The organism is Haemophilus haemolyticus (assembly GCF_003351405.1).
In the GTDB taxonomy this organism is placed as follows: Bacteria; Pseudomonadota; Gammaproteobacteria; order Enterobacterales; family Pasteurellaceae; genus Haemophilus; species Haemophilus haemolyticus_N.
In genome coordinates this window covers 1,863,197-1,887,771 of record NZ_CP031240.1, presented here as the reverse complement: position 1 = coordinate 1,887,771, position 24,575 = coordinate 1,863,197, and the positions used below count along the sequence as shown (strand labels likewise).

Annotated in this window: 17 protein-coding genes; 10 read left to right on the top strand and 7 right to left on the bottom strand. The window is 38.2% G+C overall.

Annotated elements, in window-relative coordinates:
* The first annotated feature begins 2 nt into the window (after positions 1–2).
* The 3 genes from DV427_RS09290 (at position 3) to mfd (ending at position 5,560) form a co-directional block, all read left to right on the top strand.
* The gene (locus tag DV427_RS09290) at positions 3–1,847 is read left to right on the top strand and encodes a tRNA(Met) cytidine acetyltransferase TmcA (RefSeq protein WP_114892139.1); all 1,845 of its coding nucleotides are present in this window, start codon (positions 3–5) and stop codon (positions 1,845–1,847) included.
* Positions 1,844–2,017, top strand: coding sequence for a DUF5363 domain-containing protein (locus DV427_RS09425; protein ID WP_005637028.1), 174 nt, complete (start codon positions 1,844–1,846; stop codon positions 2,015–2,017). The genes DV427_RS09290 and DV427_RS09425 overlap by 4 nt, the downstream gene beginning before the upstream one ends.
* Positions 2,018–2,119: 102 nt before the next feature.
* On the top strand, positions 2,120–5,560 hold the full coding sequence (gene mfd, locus DV427_RS09285) for a transcription-repair coupling factor (protein WP_114892196.1): 3,441 nt from the start codon (positions 2,120–2,122) through the stop codon (positions 5,558–5,560).
* Positions 5,561–5,615: 55 nt separating this feature from the next.
* On the opposite strand, the gene DV427_RS09280 is transcribed toward mfd, so the two are convergent.
* Positions 5,616–7,007: a DegQ family serine endoprotease gene (locus DV427_RS09280; RefSeq protein ID WP_114892138.1), complete on the bottom strand. Its 1,392-nt coding sequence runs from the start codon at positions 7,005–7,007 to the stop codon at positions 5,616–5,618.
* 202 nt (positions 7,008–7,209) lie between these two features.
* On the opposite strand from DV427_RS09280, the gene accD reads away from it, so the two are divergent.
* Together accD and folC are read left to right on the top strand one after the other, a co-directional pair.
* On the top strand, positions 7,210–8,100 hold the full coding sequence (gene accD / locus DV427_RS09275) for an acetyl-CoA carboxylase, carboxyltransferase subunit beta (RefSeq protein WP_114892137.1): 891 nt from the start codon (positions 7,210–7,212) through the stop codon (positions 8,098–8,100).
* A 1-nt stretch (position 8,101) separates the two neighbouring features.
* Positions 8,102–9,406 carry a bifunctional tetrahydrofolate synthase/dihydrofolate synthase gene (folC, locus tag DV427_RS09270; RefSeq protein WP_162790305.1) on the top strand — a complete coding sequence of 435 codons (1,305 nt, stop codon included), beginning with the start codon at positions 8,102–8,104 and terminating at the stop codon, positions 9,404–9,406.
* A 3-nt stretch (positions 9,407–9,409) separates the two neighbouring features.
* On the opposite strand, the gene DV427_RS09265 is transcribed toward folC, so the two are convergent.
* A complete protein-coding gene (locus DV427_RS09265) occupies positions 9,410–10,096 on the bottom strand; it encodes a SanA/YdcF family protein (protein ID WP_114892135.1) in 687 nt (228 codons plus the stop codon).
* A gap of 157 nt (positions 10,097–10,253) precedes the next feature.
* On the opposite strand from DV427_RS09265, the gene metX reads away from it, so the two are divergent.
* Complete coding sequence (gene metX / locus DV427_RS09260) at positions 10,254–11,330, top strand: homoserine O-acetyltransferase MetX (protein ID WP_114892134.1); 1,077 nt, start codon at positions 10,254–10,256, stop codon at positions 11,328–11,330.
* A gap of 70 nt (positions 11,331–11,400) precedes the next feature.
* On the opposite strand, the gene gyrA is transcribed toward metX, so the two are convergent.
* From gyrA to DV427_RS09245, 3 genes are all read right to left on the bottom strand, one after another.
* Positions 11,401–14,043 (bottom strand): DNA topoisomerase (ATP-hydrolyzing) subunit A, encoded by a 2,643-nt coding sequence (gene gyrA / locus DV427_RS09255; protein WP_114892133.1) that lies wholly within the window; start codon positions 14,041–14,043, stop codon positions 11,401–11,403.
* 568 nt (positions 14,044–14,611) lie between these two features.
* Complete coding sequence (ycaO, locus tag DV427_RS09250; RefSeq protein WP_114892132.1) at positions 14,612–16,375, bottom strand: 30S ribosomal protein S12 methylthiotransferase accessory factor YcaO; 1,764 nt, start codon at positions 16,373–16,375, stop codon at positions 14,612–14,614.
* A gap of 137 nt (positions 16,376–16,512) precedes the next feature.
* Positions 16,513–16,989, bottom strand: coding sequence for a hypothetical protein (locus tag DV427_RS09245; protein ID WP_162790304.1), 477 nt, complete (start codon positions 16,987–16,989; stop codon positions 16,513–16,515).
* A gap of 230 nt (positions 16,990–17,219) precedes the next feature.
* On the opposite strand from DV427_RS09245, the gene DV427_RS09240 reads away from it, so the two are divergent.
* Together DV427_RS09240 and gloB are read left to right on the top strand one after the other, a co-directional pair.
* Positions 17,220–18,026: a methyltransferase domain-containing protein gene (locus DV427_RS09240; RefSeq protein WP_114892131.1), complete on the top strand. Its 807-nt coding sequence runs from the start codon at positions 17,220–17,222 to the stop codon at positions 18,024–18,026.
* 51 nt (positions 18,027–18,077) lie between these two features.
* Complete coding sequence (gloB, locus tag DV427_RS09235; RefSeq protein WP_114892130.1) at positions 18,078–18,779, top strand: hydroxyacylglutathione hydrolase; 702 nt, start codon at positions 18,078–18,080, stop codon at positions 18,777–18,779.
* 43 nt (positions 18,780–18,822) lie between these two features.
* Here the strand turns inward: gloB and tehB are convergent, their stop codons facing one another.
* Both tehB and metG read right to left on the bottom strand, forming a co-directional pair.
* Complete coding sequence (gene tehB / locus DV427_RS09230; protein ID WP_114892129.1) at positions 18,823–19,683, bottom strand: SAM-dependent methyltransferase TehB; 861 nt, start codon at positions 19,681–19,683, stop codon at positions 18,823–18,825.
* A gap of 112 nt (positions 19,684–19,795) precedes the next feature.
* Positions 19,796–21,844, bottom strand: coding sequence for a methionine--tRNA ligase (gene metG, locus DV427_RS09225; protein WP_114892128.1), 2,049 nt, complete (start codon positions 21,842–21,844; stop codon positions 19,796–19,798).
* Between the two features lie 167 nt (positions 21,845–22,011).
* On the opposite strand from metG, the gene DV427_RS09220 reads away from it, so the two are divergent.
* Together DV427_RS09220 and apbC are read left to right on the top strand one after the other, a co-directional pair.
* A complete protein-coding gene (locus DV427_RS09220; RefSeq protein ID WP_114892127.1) occupies positions 22,012–23,130 on the top strand; it encodes an acyltransferase family protein in 1,119 nt (372 codons plus the stop codon).
* A 123-nt stretch (positions 23,131–23,253) separates the two neighbouring features.
* Positions 23,254–24,366, top strand: coding sequence for an iron-sulfur cluster carrier protein ApbC (gene apbC / locus DV427_RS09215; RefSeq protein ID WP_114892126.1), 1,113 nt, complete (start codon positions 23,254–23,256; stop codon positions 24,364–24,366).
* Positions 24,367–24,575: the final 209 nt, after the last annotated feature.

The following is a 24,575-nucleotide window of genomic DNA, read 5'->3' as shown; positions in this document are numbered from 1 at the left end:
CGATGTCATCTCGCCATCTTCAAATTTTAATCAGCAAAACTTTGCCGCTTGTGTCTGATAACGTATTGATTATCGGTGAAGGCGGCATTGCTTTTTCTAAAGCAACGAATTTGCTCGGACAAGAATTTGAACATATTTTATTTGATGCGCGAAATGGCATTCATCCTGAAGCACTGGCTATTGCAGCTGGAACATTGAAAATGGGCGGCACACTTTGTTTAGTGTTATCCGATTGGGAAAATTTATCTCTGCAGCCTGATCAAGATAGTTTACGTTGGAATGGAAATCAGTCAGCAATCGCCACGCCTAATTTTATTCATCATTTCAAACACTGCATTGAGCGCTATCATTTCCCCATTATAAGAGAGGAAAGTGCGGTTGAATTTCCTGCATTTTTTTATTCTAACGAGCATCATAAAAATGCCACGTTAGCTCAGCAGCAAATTATTGATAATATTTTAAAAGCTGAGCAGGATATTTATTTTCTAACCGCTAAGCGCGGAAGAGGAAAATCCGCCTTATTGGGGATGCTTGCTAACCAAATTCAAGCGCCAGTTTATCTCACAGCACCGAATAAAAGTGCGGTGCATTCTGTTATCGAATTTTCAGAAGGGGGAATTGAATTTATCGCGCCTGATGAACTGTCTATTAGGTTACAAAATGAACCCGAATTTAGTCAATCTGCTTGGTTGCTCGTAGATGAAGCAGCAATGATCCCATTGCCGTTATTGCAAGAATATTCTCAATATTTTCAACATATTGTCTTCAGCACAACAATTCATAGCTATGAAGGAACGGGACGTGGTTTCGAGTTAAAATTTAAACGGAAAATCAACCGTACTTTTCAGCATTTTGAGCTTAAACAGCCCCTACGTTGGCAAGAAAATGATCTGTTAGAAGATTTTATTGATGATCTTTTGTTGCTAAATGCCGAAGATGCTTTTCAGCAATTTCCTTTTCAGCCCCATCTCCCTTATCAAATTCGAGAAGTGCAAAAACCACATCATATTGCAGAGTTTTATAGCTTAATGACATTGGCGCATTATCGAACGTCGCCACTTGATCTTCGTCGTTTACTGGATGGGGAAAATCAACGTTTTTATTTCGCTGAATATCAACAGAATTTGCTCGGTGCAATTTGGTCGTTGGAAGAAGGAAATATGGCTGATGATGAGTTGATTATTCAAATTCAACAAGGCAAACGCCGTCCGAAAGGCAATCTTGTTCCACAGGCATTATGTTTCTATGAAAATCTGTCCCAAGCCTGTAAATTACGATCTTTACGCATTTCTCGTATAGCGGTTCAACCAAATTGGCAAAGAAAGGGTATTGGGCAAAATCTAATGAAATTTATGGAAAATTCAGAAGTGGATTTTCTTTCGGTAAGTTTTGGTTACACTGACGAACTCGCAAAATTTTGGCAAAAGTGCGGTTTTGTTTTAGTGCATTTAGGTGAGCACCAAGAAGCGAGTAGTGGTTGTTATTCAGCGATAGCCCTTAAAGGTCTTTCCAAAGAAGGCTTGGCCTTAGTTGATGCTACGCACAAACAATTTCAGCGTAATCTCCCTTTATCTTTTCATCCGTTCGCAATAAATTTTCAGCAAAATCAGCTTGATTGGCAGCTTGATGAGTTCGATTGGGTGAGCTTAAAAAACTTCGCTAATTTTCACCGCACTTTATTTTCGAGCATCCCTGCGATAAGGCGTTTATTAAAATCAACTGGAGAAGAAAATTTTCCATTAATTTCCGCTTATTTAACAAAAAAACAACTTCCCATTAACAAGAAAAAAGGCGTAGAATGTTTGCGTTTAGAAATTAAACAATATTTAGAGCGAGGAACTTTATGACAGAACAAACTGCAAAACCAAAAGGCTGGTTTAAACGCACACTTGAAAAATATGACAACTTCATTAAAGAATGGGGTTTAGATCAACCGAATTGTAGCTGCGTGCCTATGTCAGCAACAGAAGATGAAAATGGCAATTTGAAGAAAGAAGAATCTTCTTTAAAGAAATAAATATTAACTGGTTTTTTAAACAGTAAATTTGTTGAAAGATAGGTCAAATTCCAGTACACTATGCGTCAATTTTTATACAAGATTGGCGCATTATTTATATTTATGAAAACGGCTTTTTTCCAACCTGATATTCCTACCCAACCCAATGATCACAAAATTTTAGGCAATGTATTACCAGGCGCTGATGCATTGGCGATTAGTGAAATTGCAGAGCAAAATCAAAATTTAACCGTAGTGGTGACACCAGATACGCGAAGTGCGGTGCGTTTATCACGTGTTTTATCGGAATTAAGCAGTCAAAATGTATGCCTTTTTCCTGATTGGGAAACCTTACCTTACGATACCTTTTCCCCTCATCAAGAAATTATTTCCTCTCGTTTAAGTGCGCTTTTCCATTTACAAAATGCGAAAAAAGGAATTTTCTTATTGCCAATTTCGACATTAATGCAACGCCTTTGCCCGCCACAATATTTACAACACAATGTGCTTCTGATTAAAAAAGGTGATCGTTTGGTCATCGATAAAATGCGCTTACAATTAGAAGCTGCGGGCTATCGTGCTGTGGAGCAAGTACTAGAACATGGTGAATATGCGGTTCGTGGAGCCTTGTTGGATCTTTTTCCAATGGGAAGTGCGGTGCCTTTTCGTCTTGATTTCTTTGATGATGAAATTGATTCCATTCGCACTTTTGATGTGGATACGCAACGTACTCTTGATGAAATTAACTCAATTAATCTTTTGCCAGCGCACGAATTTCCAACAGATGACAAAGGGATTGAATTTTTCCGTGCACAATTTCGTGAAACCTTTGGTGAAATTCGTCGAGATCCCGAACATATTTATCAGCAAATCAGTAAAGGTACATTGATTTCTGGCATTGAATATTGGCAGCCACTTTTCTTTTCTGAAATGGCAACGTTGTTTGATTATTTGCCAGAACAAACGCTGTTTGTGGATATGGAAAACAACCAAATGCAAGGTGAGCGTTTTTATCAAGATGCCAAACAGCGTTATGAACAACGTAAAGTGGATCCGATGCGTCCGCTTTTATCGCCTGAAAAATTATGGCTTAATGTTGATGAAGTTAATCGCCGATTGAAATTTTATCCACGCATTACATTTAAAGCGGAAAAAGTGCGGTCATCGGTACGCCAGAAAAATTTACCTGTTGCCGCTTTGCCAGAAGTGACTATCCAATCCCAGCAAAAAGAACCATTGGAGCAATTACGCCAATTTATTGAGCATTTTAAAGGAAATGTACTGTTTTCGGTGGAGACGGAAGGTCGCCGAGAGACGTTGCTTGATTTGCTTTCAGCATTAAAACTCAAGCCAAAACAAATTCAATCCTTGGAACAGGCTGAAAATGAAAAATTTAGCTTGTTAGTTAGTTCTCTTGAACAAGGTTTTATTATTGAACAATCGCTTCCTGTTGCGATTATTGGTGAAGCTAATTTACTTGGCGAACGTGTTCAACAACGTTCTAGAGATAAGCGTAAAATGATTAATCCTGATACGCTTGTGCGCAATCTTGCCGAGCTGAAAATAGGGCAGCCAGTTGTGCATCTTGATCACGGTGTGGGGCGTTATGGCGGTTTGGTTACCTTAGATACAGGTGGCATTAAAGCAGAATATTTGCTGCTAAATTATGCAAATGAATCAAAACTTTATGTGCCTGTTACTTCATTACATTTGATTAGCCGTTATGTTGGTGGTTCTGATGAAAGTGCACCATTACATAAATTGGGTAACGAGGCTTGGGCGAAATCACGCCAAAAAGCAGCGGAGAAAATTCGTGATGTGGCGGCCGAGTTACTAGATGTTTACGCACAACGTGAAGCGAAGAAAGGTTTTGCCTTTAAATATGATCGTGAAGAATTTCAACAATTTGCTGCAACTTTTCCTTTTGAAGAAACTTATGATCAGGAAATGGCAATTAATGCAGTGATTTCGGATATGTGTCAGCCAAAAGCAATGGATCGCCTTGTTTGCGGTGATGTAGGTTTTGGTAAAACTGAAGTGGCAATGCGTGCTGCGTTTTTGGCTGTTATGAATCATAAGCAAGTAGCAGTGCTAGTGCCAACCACACTTTTAGCCCAACAGCATTATGAGAATTTTAAAGATCGTTTTGCGAATTTGCCTGTAAACGTAGAAGTATTATCGCGTTTTAAAACTGCAAAAGAACAAAAACAAATTCTGGAAAACCTTGCAGAAGGTAAAGTCGATATTCTAATTGGTACTCATAAATTAATTCAATCAGATGTCAAATTTAACGATCTTGGCTTGTTGATTATTGATGAAGAACATCGTTTCGGTGTGGGCCAAAAAGAGAAAATTAAACAGCTCCGTGCGAATATCGATATTCTTACACTAACGGCAACGCCAATTCCAAGAACGCTTAATATGGCGATGAATGGTATTCGTGATCTTTCCATTATTTCTACGCCACCTGCTCGCCGATTAAGTATTAAAACCTTCGTCCGCCAGAATGACGATCTTGTTGTACGAGAAGCAATTTTGCGTGAAATTCTCCGTGGCGGGCAGGTTTATTATCTCCACAATGATGTCGCAAGTATTGAAAATACAGCAGAAAAACTGACCGCACTTGTGCCTGAAGCGCGAGTGATTGTGGGGCATGGACAGATGCGAGAACGTGAACTAGAACGTGTGATGAGTGATTTTTATCATCAGCGTTATAACGTCTTAGTTTGTTCAACCATTATTGAAACGGGTATTGATGTACCAACAGCAAATACCATTATTATTGAACGAGCAGATCATTTTGGTTTGGCTCAGTTACATCAATTACGCGGACGAGTCGGGCGTTCACATCATCAAGCTTATGCTTATTTGCTTACGCCACCGCCAAAAATGATGACAAAAGATGCCGAACGACGCCTAGATGCGTTAGAAAATCTTGATAACCTTGGGGCTGGTTTTATCTTGGCTACTCATGATTTAGAGATTCGTGGCGCTGGCGAATTACTTGGAAATGAACAAAGCGGACAAATAGAAAGCATTGGTTTTTCGCTTTATATGGAATTATTGGATGCAGCGGTTAAAGCATTAAAAGAAGGACGTGAACCATCATTAGAAGAATTGACTCAACAACAAGCGGATATTGAATTACGCGTGCCTGCTTTATTGCCAGATGATTATCTAGGTGATGTGAATATGCGTTTATCCTTTTATAAACGTATTGCCGCAGCAGAGAGTAAAGCTGAATTGGACGAGTTAAAAGTTGAGTTGATAGACCGATTCGGATTATTGCCAGATGCGACAAAAAATCTACTGCAAATTGCAGAGTTACGTTTGTTGGTTGAACCGTTGAAAGTTGTGCGCATTGATGCAGGAACGCAAGGCGGTTTTATTGAGTTTTCACCAAAAGCACAAGTGAATCCAGATAAATTTATTCAATTAATTCAAAAAGAACCTATTGTGTATCGATTTGATGGTCCATTGAAATTTAAGTTTATGAAAGACCTATCTGATAACAAAGTGCGGTTAGAATTTGTGGTAGATTTGTTGAAAGCAATTGCTTCATAAAAAAGAAGTCCGATCATCATGATCGGACTTTTTGTTTATATCTTTGGTGGAAGAATTATTGTACTAATAAGTAAAAATTGTTGTCTCCACGTAAAATATTTAAGGCTACAGCCGATGGTTCATCATCAAGCGCTTTACTTAATTCAGCCGTGTTTTCAACCAGTTGACGGTTTATACCAATAATAATATCGCCAGCTTTTAAACCTCGTTGCGCAGCAAGCGAGTTCGGTTGAACTTTGGTGATTTCAATCCCTTTGATGCCTTTTGCATCATAGTTTTTCAATGTCGCGCCATCTAATGCAGGCAATTCCGTTTTAGAGGAAAGTTGATTTCCATCATCCGCTTGTAATTTCACTTTAACATCGTGAGATTTACCATCGCGTAAGTAAGTTAAACTGATCTCTTTTCCTGCACCAGAGGTGGCAATTTTTGCACGCATTTCTGCGAAACTTGAGATTTTTTGACCATTCATCGCCGTGATAATATCCCCCGCTTTAATGCCAGCTTTTTCAGCTGCAGATTTCGGTAAAACTTCACTTACAAATGCACCTTGTTGCGCGCTTACATTAAAGGCTTTGGCTAAATCAGCATTGAGTTCGCCACCTTTAATACCAAGCAACCCTCGGCGTACTTCACCAAATTCTAGAATTTGTTGTACTAAATTATTTGCTTGATTACTTGGAATCGCAAAGGCAATTCCCGCATTGCCACCACTTGGCGAAATAATCGCGGTGTTGATACCAATGAGTTCACCATTTAGGTTGACTAATGCACCACCTGAATTACCGCGGTTTACCGCAGCATCAGTTTGAATATAGTTTTCATAAGCACCGCTATCAGAGCCAGTTGAGCGACCTAATGCAGAAACAATACCTGATGTCACAGTTTGGCCTAAACCAAATGGATTACCAATTGCAACAGTGAAATCGCCTACTCGTAATTTATCGGAATCAGCAAATTTGATTTCTGTTAAATTACTTGGTTTTTCAAGCTGTACTAACGCAATATCTGATTGCTCATCTTTACCCACTAATTTGGCTTTAAACTCTCGGCCATCTTGTAATTGCACAGTGATTTTATCAGCCCCGTCAATAACATGATTATTTGTTAAAACATAGCCTTTGCTTGCATTAATAATGACACCAGAACCTAAACCACGGAAGTTACGTTTTGACTCTCCGCGTCCACCAAATTGTTCAGCAAAACGATCGCCGAAGAAGAATTTAAATTCTTCAGGAATATCGTCTTGAAAAGGAGAACGTGAGTCAACTTTTGCTTTTCCTTCAACAGAAAGTGTCACTACTGCAGGTTGAACTTTTTCTAACATGGGCGCCAAACTATTTTGCTCTGAAATAAAACTCGGTAAACCAGCTTGAGTCACAAATGGTGTACTCAAGACACTTAATCCGAGAGCAATACTGCTTAATACAAAACGTGTTTTTTTCATAAAATACTCCAAAATAGATTTCAGATAACATGGTCTATGAGACAAAGAAATAAAAAAAATGTTCAATCATAGATTTATTTCTCATATTTATTGAAAGTCTCTAAAGGAAATCGGAGCAGTACAAAAACGCCTTACAAGTAGCAAATTCTGCAAATTTATGCTCTAATACGCAGAATTTTCTAGTCAATAAAAAGGTCGAAAAATGAGCTGGATTAACCGAATTTTTAGTAAAAGTCCGTCTTCTTCTAGTCGAAAAGCAAATGTGCCGGAAGGCGTGTGGACAAAATGTACTTCTTGTGAACAAGTACTTTATAGTGAAGAACTTAAACGTAATCTTTATGTTTGCCCTAAATGTGGTCATCATATGCGTATTGACGCACGTGAGCGTTTATTAAAATTATTGGACGAAGGTTCAAGCCAAGAAATTGCGGCAGATTTAGAACCAAAAGATATTTTAAAATTTAAAGACTTAAAGAAATATAAAGATCGTATCAGTGCGGCGCAAAAAGAAACGGGTGAAAAAGATGCGTTAATTACCATGACTGGTACACTTTATAATATGCCAATTGTTGTGGCTGCATCGAACTTTGCTTTTATGGGCGGTTCAATGGGTTCTGTGGTTGGTGCAAAATTTGTTAAAGCAGCTGAAAAGGCAATGGAAATGAATTGTCCGTTTGTATGTTTCTCTGCAAGTGGTGGTGCACGTATGCAGGAAGCATTATTCTCTTTAATGCAAATGGCAAAAACCAGTGCAGTACTTGCCCAAATGCGTGAAAAAGGCGTGCCATTTATTTCAGTATTAACAGATCCAACTTTAGGCGGCGTATCAGCAAGTTTTGCGATGTTAGGTGATTTAAATATTGCCGAGCCAAAAGCTTTAATTGGGTTTGCGGGGCCGCGCGTTATTGAACAAACCGTACGTGAAAAACTTCCAGAAGGTTTCCAACGTAGTGAGTTTCTACTTGAGAAAGGGGCAATTGATATGATCGTAAAACGTTCAGAAATGCGTAAAACTTTAGCAAGTGTACTGAGTAAATTAACGAATCAACCTTCTCCTTTTGTAGAACCTGAACTTATTTCAGAAGATGAATAATATGCAACTTAAAGCCACTTCGCCACTCGCTGAGTGGCTTTCTTATTTGGAAAAAAGCCATTTTAAACCTATTGATCTTGGTTTAGATCGTATTAAATCCGTGGCAGAAAAACTGGATTTACTTCATCCTGCCCCTTATGTGATAACGGTGGGAGGGACGAATGGTAAAGGCACGACTTGCCGTTTGTTAGAAACGATTCTGCTTAATCACGGATTACGTGTGGGCGTGTATTCTTCGCCTCATTTACTACGTTATAACGAGCGAGTACGCATTCAAAATCAAGATTTACCCGATGAAGCACATACCGCCTCTTTTGCTTTTATTGATGAAAACAAAACAGAATCGCTGACTTATTTTGAATTTAGTACCCTTTCTGCCTTGCATTTATTTAAGCAAGCAAAATTAGATGTGGTGATTTTAGAAGTGGGGTTGGGTGGACGTTTAGATGCGACCAATATTGTGGATAGCCATCTTGCGGTGATTACTAGCATCGATATTGATCACACTGATTTTCTTGGGGATACCAGAGAGGCTATTGCTTTTGAAAAAGCAGGAATTTTCCGTGAAAATTGTCCTGTTGTGATTGGCGAACCCAATGTGCCGCAAATAATGCTCGATCAAGCTGAAAAATTACATTGCCAAGTTTCTCGACGTGATGTGGATTGGTCGTTTGAGCAAAATGCCAAAAATTGGCAATGGCAAAATAAAAAAGTGCGGTTAGAAAATTTACCGATTTGTCAGATTCCATTGGCGAATGCTGCAACGGCTCTTGCTGCTGTTCAATACTTGCCTTTTGATATTTCAGAACAGACTTTGCGAAAATCTTTGCAAGAGGTGGAGTTGGTTGGTCGTTTTCAAGTAATAAAAGCAGATAGACGTGAAAAATTAGCGGATTACCTTGGCGTACCAGTTGAAACCTTGCCAACAATCATCGTTGACGTGGGGCATAATCCTCACGCTGCAAAATATTTATCTGAAAAATTAACCGCACTTAAACATAGCATAGAGGGCAAAATGATTGCCGTATGTGGGATGCTCAAAGACAAAGATGCAAATGGGGTATTTGCGCATTTAACGCCTATTATTGATGAATGGCATTGTGTAACCTTAGGTGGCTATCGCGGGCAGTCAGGCGATGAATTAGCTGATAAACTGAAAAGTTATTTCCCACATGTTCAAGCTACATCAGATAATTCTGTTATGGATGGCGTGCGTACAGCCCTCAAAAGTGCAGTAAAAAATGATGTGGTTTTAGTCTTTGGATCTTTCCACACCGTAGCCGAATTTTGGTCTGTTGTAGAGTAAATATCAATTTACCTTATTTATAGGGGAGGGTAGTGGTTCTGGCTCTCCCAAAAAATAAGGTTCAACACCTAATATCAAATCCAAAACCGCTTTTATACGCGCAAAAACTTCTCTTATTAGAGTAGATAGATGTAATTCAGGTTGTTTTGCTACAAAACAAATCGCGTCAATATCATGTGCTTTGGCAATTAAAAGTGCGCGTTCGCAATGAAATTTTTGGCTAACAATCGTAAATGCTTGTACTTGGAAAATTTTATCTGCGCGGATAATGGAATCTAGCGTGCGGAAACCAGCAAAATCACGGAACATAGAGGCTTCAGATACGCCCATTTTTCGTAAATCACGAAACATTGCTCTTGGTTCATTATATTGGACCGTGCGATTATCGCCACTTAATAAAAGATAATTGACTTTCTGATGATCGATCAACTCTTTTGCAGCGGCTAAACGATACTCGTAATAAGCATTAGGTTTTCCACCAATAATATATTTTGATGTGCCTAGCACAAGAGCATATGCGCGAGGAGGGAGTTCATCAATATTCGTAAATACCTTATCACGCACGTAAAAACTTACGCCTTTATCGACAAGCAAGCAAAGCATAATCAGTGCAAAGATTGTATAGAGCGATATACGAAAAAGTGCGGTTAATTTTGATGGTAATTTTTTTATTATCATGTCTGTAAACATAATGAAAAATTCTCCGCACTTCAAGGAGAATTTGATGGATTTTATGAATTGCATTGATGTGTGATAATTTAGCCGTTTAGACGGCTAAAATTTCTTGACAACCTAATCGACTTACTGATAGTTTAAGTGCCATTATGATTATTACAATAGGTTTCCAATGTCTGTGCAAAATGTAGTGCTTTTTGACACACAGCCTTTAACCATGACGCTTGGTGGCAAGCTTTCCCATATCAATGTTGCGTATCAAACTTATGGTACGCTCAATGCCGAAAAAGATAATGCGGTATTAATTTGTCACGCTTTGACTGGCGATGCTGAGCCTTATTTCGATGATGGTCGAGATGGATGGTGGCAGAATTTTATGGGAGCAGGTTTAGCATTGGATACGGATCGTTATTTTTTTATTAGTTCGAACGTATTAGGTGGTTGCAAGGGAACAACTGGGCCTTCATCGATTAATCCGCAAACGGGTAAACCTTATGGTAGCCAATTTCCTAATATTGTCGTGCAAGATATTGTCAAAGTGCAGAAAGCCTTGCTTGAGCATCTTGGTATTAGCCATTTAAAAGCTATTATTGGTGGATCTTTTGGCGGCATGCAAGCGAACCAATGGGCGATTGATTACCCTGATTTTATGGATAATATCGTGAATCTTTGCTCATCCATTTATTTTAGTGCGGAAGCCATAGGATTTAACCATGTTATGCGTCAAGCGATCATTAATGACCCTAATTTTAACAGTGGCGATTACTATGATGGTACACCGCCGGATCAAGGGCTATCTATTGCTCGTATGCTAGGTATGTTGACTTACCGCACTGATTTACAGCTTGCAAAAGCTTTTGGACGAGCAACAAAATCAGATGGCAGCTTTTGGGGCGACTACTTTCAAGTTGAATCCTACCTTTCTTATCAAGGCAAAAAATTTTTAGAACGTTTCGATGCTAATAGTTATTTGCATTTGTTACGGGCGTTGGATATGTATGATCCAAGCATTGGGTATGAAAATGTCAAAGAGGCATTATCACGCATTAAGGCACGCTATACGTTGGTTTCAGTGACAACAGATCAACTTTTTAAGCCAGTTGACCTTTATAAAAGTAAACAGCTTTTAGAACAAAGTGGAGTCGATCTACATTTTTACGAATTCCCATCAGATTACGGACACGATGCGTTTTTAGTGGATTATGATCAGTTTGAAAAACGAATTAGAGATGGTTTGGCGGGGAATTAGTTAGTCATAAAAAAAGCGCGGTGAAATTTCACCGCACTTTTTCTTTTATAATAGGTTCTTTTATAATAGATTATTCTTCAGAACCGCTTTCTTCTAAAGAATCCTCTTCATCTGCATCACAAACACGTTCTAAACTTACAACATGTTCATCATCTGCAGTACGAATTAAACGAACGCCTTGCGTGTTACGACCTACGATGCTTACCTCGCTTACGCGTGTGCGAACAAGGGTTCCTGCATCAGTGATTAACATAATTTGGTCTGTTTCTTCTACTTGAGTTGCGGCAACTACTTTACCATTGCGTTCACTCACTTTAATCGAAATCACGCCTTTTGTATTACGTGATTTAGTTGGGTATTCACTTAATTGTGTGCGTTTTCCGTAGCCGTTTTGCGTTGCGGTTAAAATTGCACCTTCACCTTTTGGCACAACAAGAGAAACCACTTTATCGATATTTAAGTCTAATGATGCTTCAGCGTTGTCATCAGAAATATCTTCAATTTCTACCGCACTTTCATCGTCAGAAATATCGTTTGTTAAAGCGAGTTTAATACCGCGAACCCCTGTTGCTAAACGCCCCATTGTACGCACAGCATTTTCCGCAAAACGTACCACGCGACCTTGTGATGAGAACAACATAATTTCGTTGCTGCCATCAGTAATATCCACGCCGATTAATTCATCTTCATCACGTAAATTCAATGCGATGATACCATTTGAACGTGGGCGGCTAAATTCGGTTAAGGCGATTTTCTTCACAATACCGCCGGCAGTTGCCATGACCACGAATTTATCTTCTTCGTAAGCAGAAACTGGCAAGATTGCAGTAATACGTTCGTTTTCTTGTAACGGAAGAATATTCACAATTGGACGACCACGTGCGCCACGGCTTGCTTGTGGAAGTTGATATACTTTCAACCAATATAAACGACCACGGCTAGAGAAACAGAGGATAGTATCGTGAGTATTTGCCACCAGTAATTTTTCGATGAAATCTTCTTCTTTCATCTTCGTCGCAGATTTGCCTTTACCACCACGACGTTGTGCTTCATAGTCCGTTAGTGGTTGGTATTTTACATAACCTTCATGAGAAAGCGTCACAACCACATCTTCTTGTGCGATTAAATCTTCTAAATCAATATCGCCAGAAGCTGCGGTAATTTCAGTTAAACGATCATCACCGAATTGTGCTTTCACTTCTTCCAATTCTTCACGAATCACTTCCATTAAACGTTCTGCGCTACTTAAAATATGAAGAAGATCCGCAATTTTAACTAATAATTCTTCATATTCTTTTACAACTTCTTCAAAGGCAATGCCAGTTAAACGGTGTAAGCGAAGTTCTAGAATTGCGTTTACTTGCGCTGGCGATAAGTAATATTGTTCACCTTGAATACCAAGATTTTCTTCTAAATCATCAGGACGAGCAGAAACATCAAGAAGATTAATAATATCGCTATGTAACGTCCAAGAGCGTGAACTGATTGCTGCTGCAGCCTCTTCACGGTTTTTAGAGTTACGAATGATCGCAATCATTTCATCGATATTAGAACGAGCAACCGCTAAACCTTCCAAAATGTGCGTGCGTTCACGCGCTTTGCGAAGTTCAAAGATAGAACGACGTGTCACCACTTCACGGCGGTGTAAAACGAAGGATTCAATAATTTCTTTAAGATTAAATAAACGTGGCTGACCGTGATCCAATGCCACCATATTGATACCAAAAGTCACTTGCATTTGAGTAAGCGAGTAAAGATGGTTTAATACTACTTCACCTACTGCATCACGTTTAATATCAATTTCAATACGGATCCCTTCTTTGTTTGAAAGGTCAGTAATATTGCTGATGCCTTCGATTTTTTTCTCGCGAATTAATTCAGCGATTTTCTCGACTAATTTTGCTTTATTTACTTGGTATGGCAATTCAGACACGATAATTTGCTCGCGTCCTTTTTCGTTGGTTTCTACCGTTGCACGAGCACGAACATACACTTTACCACGACCAGTGCGATAGGCTTCTTCAATTCCTTTACGACCATTAATTAACGCAGCCGTTGGAAAGTCTGGACCAGGAATATGTTGCATTAATTCATCAATGGTAATTTCATTGTTGTCGATATAAGCCAAACAACCATTTAATACTTCATTTAAGTTGTGAGGAGGAATGTTAGTTGCCATCCCCACCGCAATACCAGAAGAACCATTTGCTAAAAGTGCTGGAATACGAGTTGGCAATACATCTGGAATCATTAATTCGCCATCATAGTTTGGCGAGAAATTGACGGTTTCTTTATCCAAATCAGTGAGCAATGCTTGCGTAATTTTTTGCATACGTACTTCGGTATAACGCATTGCAGCTGGCGCATCACCATCAATTGAACCAAAGTTACCTTGCCCATCAACCAACATATAGCGAAGTGAGAATGGTTGCGCCATACGAACGATGGTATCGTAAACGGCTAAGTCACCATGCGGGTGATATTTACCGATTACATCACCTACAACACGCGCTGATTTTACATATTTTTTATTGGCGGTATTTCCTTCGCGATCCATTGAGAATAGTACGCGGCGGTGAACAGGTTTTAAACCATCTCGAACGTCAGGTAATGCACGCCCAACGATAACCGACATCGCGTAGTCAAGGTAGGAAGATTTGAGTTCTTCTTCGATATTGACAGGGGTGATAGATGATTGGATTGAATCCGTCATTGGTATTCCTTTTTTGATCAAAAATTGTAGCGGATTATAGCATAAAGGTATGTTTTTTACATTAGGATTTCGCCTAATGGCGACTTACTTTCTTTTGCTTGTACAAAAGAAAGTAAGCAAAGAAAAGTACCCCCAGTTAAATCGCTGATCTTTGCTTTATTTCAATTTTCTTTACGGCAATTTTCTGAACTCGCAACTTCGTTGCTCAAACAGACGAAAATTGCCTAAAAATTGAAAGTCGCAAAGGCGATTTATATGGGGCCCGAGTTTATCGGAGGATCATTTAAAAAGTGCGGTTGGTTTTAGGAAGGTTTTTATAGGTCGTTTTATTTGTTGGTAGAATTAAATGGGTTCCCTTCTTTTCCGCCTTTGTTTCATAGAATTTGTAGGAAATTTTCGTCTGTTTGAGCCGTTTGCGGCGAGTTCAGAAAATTTCCGTTAAGCAAATTGTATGAAACAAAGTAAATAAGGAAAAGCAGGGGCGCTTTTCTTTTGCCTACTTTTCTTTGGCGAAGCAAAGAAAAGTAGGTCGTACTTTCAAGTATTGAAAGTACGATATAAGCCTAATTTATTTTTGATGTACTCGCTTTGCTTTCTGCAACCTCCCATAAGCCCCTAGTAACGCCTGATGTTCCTTAAAGTTTTCCAAATTTTCATCACTTGCTGGAAGATTGTAGAACGGACTACCCCCTTCAGACACCGCAGCCCAAGCTTGTTTAACCGCATCTTTACCATACATTTTCTCAAACACTGAACGATATTGCGTTGGGTCGCGATTTTCATCTAAATGTAATTCAATGATGGAAATTAATGCGCGGTAATAATTCACACGTTCTGTAGTGAATACGGAGCTGTTCATATTCAGCGTCCAATTTGCCCAATCTAATGCTTGTTCTAATTCGCCTAATGCAAGGTGGAGCATTGATTTTAATTCACCGATGCGTAAGGTTGTCCAGCCGCTATTTTTAGGTGCAACGATACCGATAAATTCACGCACGCGAGTCGCATCGTCAATATCTTGTCCATCTAATTCATCTAATAATTCTTGATAGGTTTCCGCATCGTGATGCCAGTTTGGTAAATCGAGTAAAATTTCGCGCCAATCCATTCCCATATTGTTATTGGCGTAAATTAAATCGTCTGCAGGATAAATATCAGACATGCCTGGCACGATAATACGGCACGCATAGACATCCAAGTGGTTGTAATCCATTACGTAAACTTCTTTTTCATCCGCACGGAAAATTGCCATTAAATTATTGTATTCTTCCTGCGTTGTACCACTGAAATCCCAATCAGCAAATTCATAATCAGGCGTTTGTTTAAATAAATCCCAAGAAATTAAACCGCTCGAATCAATAAAGTGGGTTTCTAAATTAGCGTGTTCAGCCACATCATCGTTATTGAAAGATGGCGGTGAGAAAACATCTAAATCTTTCAAGCTACGACCTTGTAAAAGTTCAGTCACCGTACGTTCTAATGCCACTTGGAAATTTGGATGTGCACCAAAAGACGCAAAGCACGTGCCGTTATTTGGATTTAATAACACGACGCAAATAACAGGGTATTTTCCGCCAAGTGAAGCATCAAAAGCATAAATTGGGAAACCTTCTTCCTCTAATTTTGCAATGGAAGCCTGAATAGATGGATAGCGATCCATCACTGATTTTGGAATTTCTGGCAGACTGATTGCTTCGGCGATAATTTTATTTTTCACATAACGCTCAAATACTTCTGACAAGCCTTGCACACGTGCTTCAAATTTCGTATTGCCCGCAGACATACCATTTGAGACATAAAGGTTGGCAATAATACTTTGTGGAATGTAAACGGTTTGTTCGTCCGATTGACGAACATAAGGCATCGCCACGATCCCACGATCGTAATTGCCAGATTGTAAATCTACCAATAATTCAGGCGTAAGCTCGGCATTAGGATCAAAATAATCCAATAAATAATCATCTAAAATGCCATTAGGCAGTAAAGCATCATCTTCAATCGGGAACCATTTTTCATTGGGATAATGCACAAAATCGCCGTTTGCAATTTCTTGCCCTAAATAGAAATCAGCAAAGAAATAATTAGTGGAAAGACGCTCAAAATATTCGCCAAGGGCAGAGGCTAATGCCGCTTTTTTGCTTGCCCCTTTACCATTAGAAAAACACTGCGGGCAGTCTTTATCGCGAATATGTACAGACCACACATTTGGTACCGGATTAAGCCAAGATGCTTCTTCAATATTAAAACCAAGTGCGGTCAATTTTTGCTGAAATTTTGCAATGCTATCTTCTAATGCGGCATCTTTGCCAGGGATAAACGTTTGTTCTGTCATTTTTTGTTCCTAAATGAGAAAAAAGTGCGGTGAATAATAGGGGAGTTTTAATAGCGGGGCAAGATTTTTTCGGCAAAAATCAACCCCGAAAAACTTCGGGGTTTTCTACCGCACTTTTAATGTATATTTGATTGGCGTTAAAGTAACGTTGGATTGAACCGCATTTTCAAGGCAATCGTAATAGTGGCGAAAATTTTCTCATCGTTAAGAGGAAAGTTTTCTCGTAAAGTGCGGTGGGTATCAGTTATATTTATTTGGGCTTGTGATAATTCATTTAGTAAAATCGGGAGATAAAGATTGAGCTGCTCGGCGATTTGTTGAATAGAAAAATGTTCGAAAGTCATCATTAAACGATCTAAATTGCAGTAAGAAGGCATACGATTATGCGTGATGAGATCGGTAAATTGAGTGTTGATTTTTACCCATTTCTTCTTACGGCTATAAAAATGCAGTAACAAACCAAATACGGTAAATCCAGCAAAGAAAAGATGAATATCTAAGGCTTGAGTAAAAGAAAAGCCTAACCACATTGAAATGCCACTTGCAACAACAAAAAGCAAACTTAGGGCTAATCCCCACACTAAGAAAAATTTATAAATCACTTCAAATTTCATTGAATTATCCTTTTCTACGAAATAACCATAGGAAAATATAGAACACCTAATATTATAGAATCCTTTTATCTTATTTTTCTACGTTATATTTGAATTAATATATCGATGCTGTAGAATTCGTTGTAGTGTCTCGTTTTTAAAAAGTTAAAATGAAAAAAAGCTTACCATTTTAACCGCACTTAGCCCGAACTTTTACATCAACATTTGAATAACCACATTGAAAAATCACTATGACTATTTACGACATCAATTTTGTTGAACTCTATCAACAATACTTAATCGCTTGTAATCATTACAACTTGCCTCCGACAAAATGGGATAAAAAAGCCGTGAAAATGGCAGAGAATTTAGTCGGAAAACCTTCTGCATATAATCAGCAATTATTGCAAGCTATGAATGTGCAAGCTGATGAAACTGTATTGGATATTGGCTGTGGCCCCGGTACCTTTGCTGTACCGCTCGCACAACAAGGTTCAACCGTATATGCCTTAGATTATAGCAATGGAATGTTAGATTGCTTGGCGCAGTTTAAACAGAAATTTGGTTTGCATCATCTCACGACATTTCATAAATCTTGGGCGGATAATTGGGATGATGTGCCACAAGCTGATGTGGTGTTGGCATCTCGTTCGACGCTGGTGGACGATTTGGACGATATGATCGAAAAACTCTGTGCCAAAGCGAAAAAACGTGTGTTTTTGACTTCTGTCACACAACGTCATTTTTTAGATGAGGGCGTATTTGAGGCGATTGGGCGTGAAGATATTGGTTTCCCCACTTATATTTATTTACTCAATCGGTTGTATCAAAAAGGCATTCAGGCAAATTTGAATTTTATTGAAACCGAATCGGGTTGTTTTCAAGGTGAAAGCTACGAGGATTTATTAGCCTCGGTGGAATTTTCTTTAGGTGAACTTTCCGAAAAAGAAAAACAAGGTTTGAAAGCCTTTTACGATTGTAAACAAGCTAACAACGAACCCATTTCTCACGGACAGAAAAAATGGGCGTTGATTTGGTGGAATGTGGAACGCATCTAATGTTTTAAGAGGAATCAATTTATTTTTCTATCACTAATTAAAAGGACGATTATGTTATTTGCTTTGCCTGCGCTGAATGATAACTACATTTGGCTTTATCAACGAGAAAATCTGCCTCTTATTATTGTCGATTTGCCTGAAACGGACAAGTTGTTTGCGTGGCTAGATAAGCAAAACGCAACGGTTGAAGCGGTGTTGCTTACTCACGAACATGAGGATCATACACAAGGTGTGTCGGCATTTAAAAAACGTTATCCAACGGTGCCGATTTATGGGCCGCAAGAATGTGAGAAAAAAGGCGCAACTCAAATTGTGAATGAAGGAAAGATCCTTACCGAATATTATCAAATTGATGTCATTCCGACTGGTGGACACACGAAACAGCACGTTAGTTTTTTAGTAGATAATCATTTATTTTGTGGTGATGCGTTATTTTCTGCCGGTTGCGGACGTGTTTTCACAGGTAATTATGCGCAGATGTTTGATGGTTTACAGCGTTTGAATACCTTGCCTGACGAGACGATTGTTTGTCCTGCTCACGAATACACCTTGGGGAATTTAGCTTTTGCGGAAACTGTGCTGGTGGAGAAAAGTGCGGTAGAAAAGCAGCGTATTTTTGTTGAAACACAACGAGCTGAAAATAAACCAAGCTTGCCAACAACATTAAAACTAGAGCGAGAAATTAATCCGTTTTTACAAGCAAAAACACTTGAAGAATTTACCGCACTTCGTAAAGCAAAAGATATTTTCTAATATTGGCTGAGGACAAAGTGCGGTGATTTTTTAAATTAGCGGGTTATTTTTTTCTTGCTAACATTGTGGCAAATTTCATTTTAATGCGATTGCCATTTTCATCGGTTTTGTGTAATTCGCCCATATTTTCGTTATATTCTAAGAATTCCCAATCTTTGTAATATTCTTTCAATTCATTTTCAGCGAAGGTGAAGGAGAATGGAAGCGGGCAAGGCACATCATCAGTGGACATAGCAGCAACGATTAAGTTATACCCGCCAACATTGGTGTGTTCTTGCATATTTTTAATGATTGACGGCACACGTTCACGATTTAAGAACATAAACACCACCGTTGAAACAATAAAATCATAGTTTTCTTGAATGTTGGCGGCGTTAATATCATAAAGTGCGGTAGAAATATTAAGGTTTTCTTTCTCTTTGGTTTCATTTAAAAAGGCAATGCTATTTTCATTGTGATCCCAAGAGGTCACATCATAGCCCAATAAACTTAAATAAAGTGAATTACGCCCTTGTCCGCAACCTAAATCTAATACTTTACAAGGCGAGATAATTTTTGCTGCATCCACTACATCGCCATGAGTGGCTGTCATATTGTATTTTTTACTGAAGTAATCTTCTTTTTTGCAATAGAAACCTAGGGTACATTCTAAATCATCAGAAAGTGCTTCAACACAATGCCATGCTTGAGGTTCGACAAAAGGAATGTCACTTTCTGGGGTAAAAATATGCTCGGCGATAATATCGCCATTTTCGGTTAGCTCATAAAATTTGAGTTTGCCTTTTAATACAGTTAATTTCCCCCAAGTACCGACTTTTGTGTTGTGCTTTTCTTGGAACATTTGTGGTAATTTGTCTTTTGTCCACACTGGCATTTGTTTATAGCAAATTAATTCGTTTTTCATAATATTCTCCAAATAGATAAATAGTTGAGTGTTATAGTAGGTTATAAGCCGCCTATTTTCAACTAGAAAATAAAAGGGCAACGTAATGTTGCCCTCATTTAGATTGAATTGATTATTTTACTTGCATGCCTGCAGTGACACCACTATCGGCAGATAACAAGAATAAATCACTACCGCCTGTTCCTGCGGATAGAATCATTCCCTCAGACACGCCGAATTTCATTTTACGTGGTGCAAGGTTTGCCACCATAATCACAAAACGACCTTCTAATTCTTCAGGCTTATTGTAAGCCGCTTTAATGCCAGAGAAGACTTGACGAGTATGATCGCCAAGATCTAATTCAAAACGTAAAAGTTTATTAGATTCTGGCACGGCTTCGCATTTCAATACTTTTGCTACACGCATATCAAGTTTAGCGAAATCATCAATGGTGATGGTTTCAGCAATAGGTTCAACGGCAGAAAGTGCGGTTGGTTTTGCTTCAGTTTTTTCTGCGGTTTTATTGGCTGCGGCAAATAAGGCTTTGGTTTCTTCCACAACGGCATCAATTTGTTTTTTCTCTAAACGAGAGAATAAGGCTTTGAACGGTGCAAGAGTATGGCCAAGTAATGGTTGATGAATGTTCTCCCAACGTAATTCAGCTTGTAAGAAGGCTTCTGCACGTTCTGCCAGTTTTGGGAGAACAGGTTTCAAGTAAGACATCAACACGCGGAAAAGCTCAATACCCATTGAACATACGGCTTGCAATTCTGCCTCTTTGCCTTCTTCTTTTGCAATCACCCAAGGGGCTTTTTCATCAATGTATTTATTAGCTTTATCCGTTAATGCCATAATTTCACGAATGGCTTTATTGTATTCACGGCTTTCGTAATAAGCGGCAATTTGCTCGGCTTGAGCGGTAAATTCTGCAAATAATGTTTCATCTTCCAGTTTATCCGCAAGTTTGCCTTCAAAGCGTTTCGCAATAAAGCCCGCATTGCGTGAAGCCAAATTCACTAATTTGTTTACAATATCCGTATTTACACGTTGTACGAAATCTTCAAGGTTAAAGTCTAAATCTTCAATGCGATCATTTAATTTTGCCGCATAGTAATAACGCAAACATTCAGGATCAATATGATTCAAATAAGTGCTGGCTTGAATGAAAGTCCCGCGAGATTTTGACATCTTCGCCCCATCCACCGTGACATAGCCATGAGTGAACACATTAGTCGGTTTACGATAGCCACTGCCTTCAAGCATTGCTGGCCAGAATAAACTGTGGAAATAAACGATGTCTTTACCGATGAAATGATAAAGCTCCGCATCACTGCCTTCCGCCCAAAATTCATTGAAATCAATGCCTTCACGATTGCATAGATTTTTGAATGAAGCCATATAGCCGATTGGTGCATCTAACCAAACATAGAAGAATTTATTTTTTGCGCCCGGAATTTCAAAACCGAAATAAGGCGCATCGCGTGAAATATCCCATTGTTGTAAACCGCTCTCAAACCATTCTTGCATTTTGTTCGCAATTTCAGATTGAAGTGAGCCAGAACGAGTCCATTCTTTTAACATGCCTTCAAATGCAGGTAAGTCAAAGAAAAAGTGTTCAGATTCTTTTACAACAGGTGTTGCACCAGAAACGGCTGAACGAGGATTAATTAAATCCATTGGGCTATAAGTAGAAGCACAAACTTCGCAGTTATCGCCATATTGATCTTCTGCTTTACATTTCGGGCAAGTGCCTTTCACAAAACGATCGGGCAAGAACATATTTTTTTCAGGGTCGAATAACTGAGAAATAACTTTACTCTTAATAAAGCCATTGGCTTTGAGTTTATTGTAAATTTCTGCGGTGAGCTGTTTGTTTTCTTCGCTGTGAGTGGAATGGTAGTTATCAAAACTAATATTGAAACCTGCAAAATCACGCACGTGATCGGCTTTTGCTTTGGCAATTAATTCTTCAGGTGTAATGCCCAGTTTATCGGCATTCAACATGATCGGCGTGCCGTGCGCATCGTCCGCACAAACAAAATGGATTTTATTGCCACGCATACGTTGAAAACGCACCCAAATATCTGCTTGGATATGTTCTAACATATGGCCTAAATGAATTGCCCCATTGGCATAAGGCAAGGCGCAAGTGACTAAAATTTTACGGGGTTGAGTTGTCATTTTTATTCTCTTTTTAGCATACAAAATTGTGCTTATCTTACTAGAAAAAAAAATGAGGGGCTAGTTTAAAGCTTGGTAAAATTTAATGAGAATTGAGTTTTTATTGCGTAATGAGTAGAATATCTCTACTTTTCACTAGATTTCCTAATATTTAGTTTATTTATACCATGAATACCCTAGTCACTACTTCAAAAAAATTTTATTCTCTACAATATATTAGAGGTTTTGCAGCATTAGCTGTATTATTTTTTCACTTAAGTGCTTCATTAAATGGTGTTTATTCTCAAATTAGCTTAGGAGACTTGCTTTTTTCACAAGGATATTTGGGGGTTGATTTCTTTTTTGTATTAAGCGGATTTATTATTTGTTTTTCTACAGAAAAAGAAAACTATGGATGGGGTGAGTTTATTATTAGAAGGTTTTTTAGAATTTATCCTTTACTTGTTATTTGTATAACTACATATTATTTAGTGATGAGAAATTATGATTTGCATTATTATTTTATTTCTGTGTTAGGATTTAACTTTAATTATCAAGCTTCTGCGCCTTATTTTGGTTATAATGTATTACCGTCTGCATGGTCGATTTCTTATGAGATAGTTTTCTATTTTGTTTTTTCTATAGCAATGGCTATTAATCATAAATATCGTGTGTATATTACTATTTTTTTAATTTTTCTTTTGTATCTTTTTTTTAGTTACTACTTTAATCATGATTTTTATTTATACTTTAGAGAGGGAGATAACAACTTAGTTGGAGAACATAATGTGTTGTATATATTTACCTCTTCAATGTTCTTTGAGTTCGTTTACGGTATGTTGATTTATTTGTTTTATAAGTATTCTAAAGGTTTTGTAGGGAAGTTAAATATAGTAAATAGCTATCCAATTAAAGTTGCCTTTGTTTTATGTGGTATTTATCTGTTTTTCTTTATTTTGTCTAATGATAAATATAACTTTTATTGGTTGCTGGAGACTGGGTTGTTTTCTGGTGGGGTTATTGCATCTTTATTTATTATTTTATGTGTTTTATATGAGGCTTTATTTAAAATGCCTCGCTCATCTTTATTAATATATCTTGGGGAAATATCTTATTCACTTTACATCAGTCATATGGTGTTTACTGATTTTATTTATCATAAGTTTCATATCGTAAAACAAAATGGCGTTGCTACCTTTTGTATGGTAACTATCTTATGTATTTTGATAGCTATGATTTTGCATCATACAATTGAAAAACCAATGATATCTTACTCAAAAAAGTTAGTTTTACGCATTAAAAATTAATTTTAATGAAAAGTGAGTAGTTGTTATCACTTTTTTCTAGTTTGAAAAACTTTAACTTAACATACCGCACTTTCCGTGATTAAATATGCCCGACAAATTTACTCTACTAAACAGGAGGTTATTATGGCAACCTACTTTTCTGATAATTTGACTGCCGAGCAGCAAAATCAAGTTCAGCAGATTATCCAACAATTTCAGCATCCAACCCTGCAAAAGGATCTGATTGCGCTTAATACTTTGAAAAAAGTGGAAAAGGGCGGTGATACTTTACGCATTGAATTGAAATTACCTTTCGCATGGAATTCTGGTGCAGAACAGTTAAAACAAGCGGTTTCAGATGCGTTGTTGAAAGCAACAGATTGCAAAGAAATTAAATGGGCGATCTCGTATCAAATCGCCACACTTAAGCGAGCAAATAATCAACCAGCTGTAAAAGGTGTGAAAAATATTATTGCGGTGAGTTCTGGTAAAGGTGGTGTAGGGAAATCATCGGTTTCTGTTAATCTGGCTTTAGCATTACAAGCACAAGGCGCACGTGTTGGGATTTTAGATGCGGATATTTATGGACCTTCTATTCCCCATATGTTAGGTGCAGCGGATCAACGTCCAACTTCGCCAGATAATCAACACATCACCCCAATTAAAGCACACGGTTTATCTGCAAATTCCATTGGCTTTTTAATGAATGAAGATAGCGCAACAATTTGGCGTGGCCCAATGGCGAGCAGTGCATTAAGTCAATTATTAAATGAAACCCTATGGGATAGTTTAGATTATCTTGTTATCGATATGCCACCGGGCACAGGTGATATTCAACTTACCTTATCACAACAAATCCCTGTAACGGGGGCAGTGGTAGTTACTACTCCACAAGATATTGCTTTGCTTGATGCGGTGAAAGGTATTGCAATGTTTGAGCGGGTATCTGTGCCCGTGTTAGGCATTGTGGAAAATATGTCAATGCACATTTGTAGTAAGTGCGGTCACCACGAAGCGATTTTTGGCACAGGCGGTGCAGAGAAAATGGCTGAAAAATACAATGTAAAAGTATTAGCTCAACTTCCTTTACACATTCGTATCCGTGAAGATTTAGATGCGGGCAACCCAACTGTTGTACGAGTACCTGAAAATGAAATTTCACAAGCGTTTCTACAACTCGCTGAGAAAGTCTCTACAGAACTTTACTGGCAAGGTTCCGTAATCCCAAGTGAGATTTTATTTAAAGAAGTGAAATAATCGAAAAAAAGATAGGGCTGCATGTGCAGCCCTTAAAATTTATTTTCATCTAATTTACCTTGAATATGATGAAATGATCCTTTTATTTGACATAAACAAATATAAAGCTACACTAGCGTAGTATCATTAAGTGATACATTGTTACCAATAGTTAATTAGTATAAGGAGAGGCTGATTTTTGACTTATTTTTTATTAAAAATAAACTTTT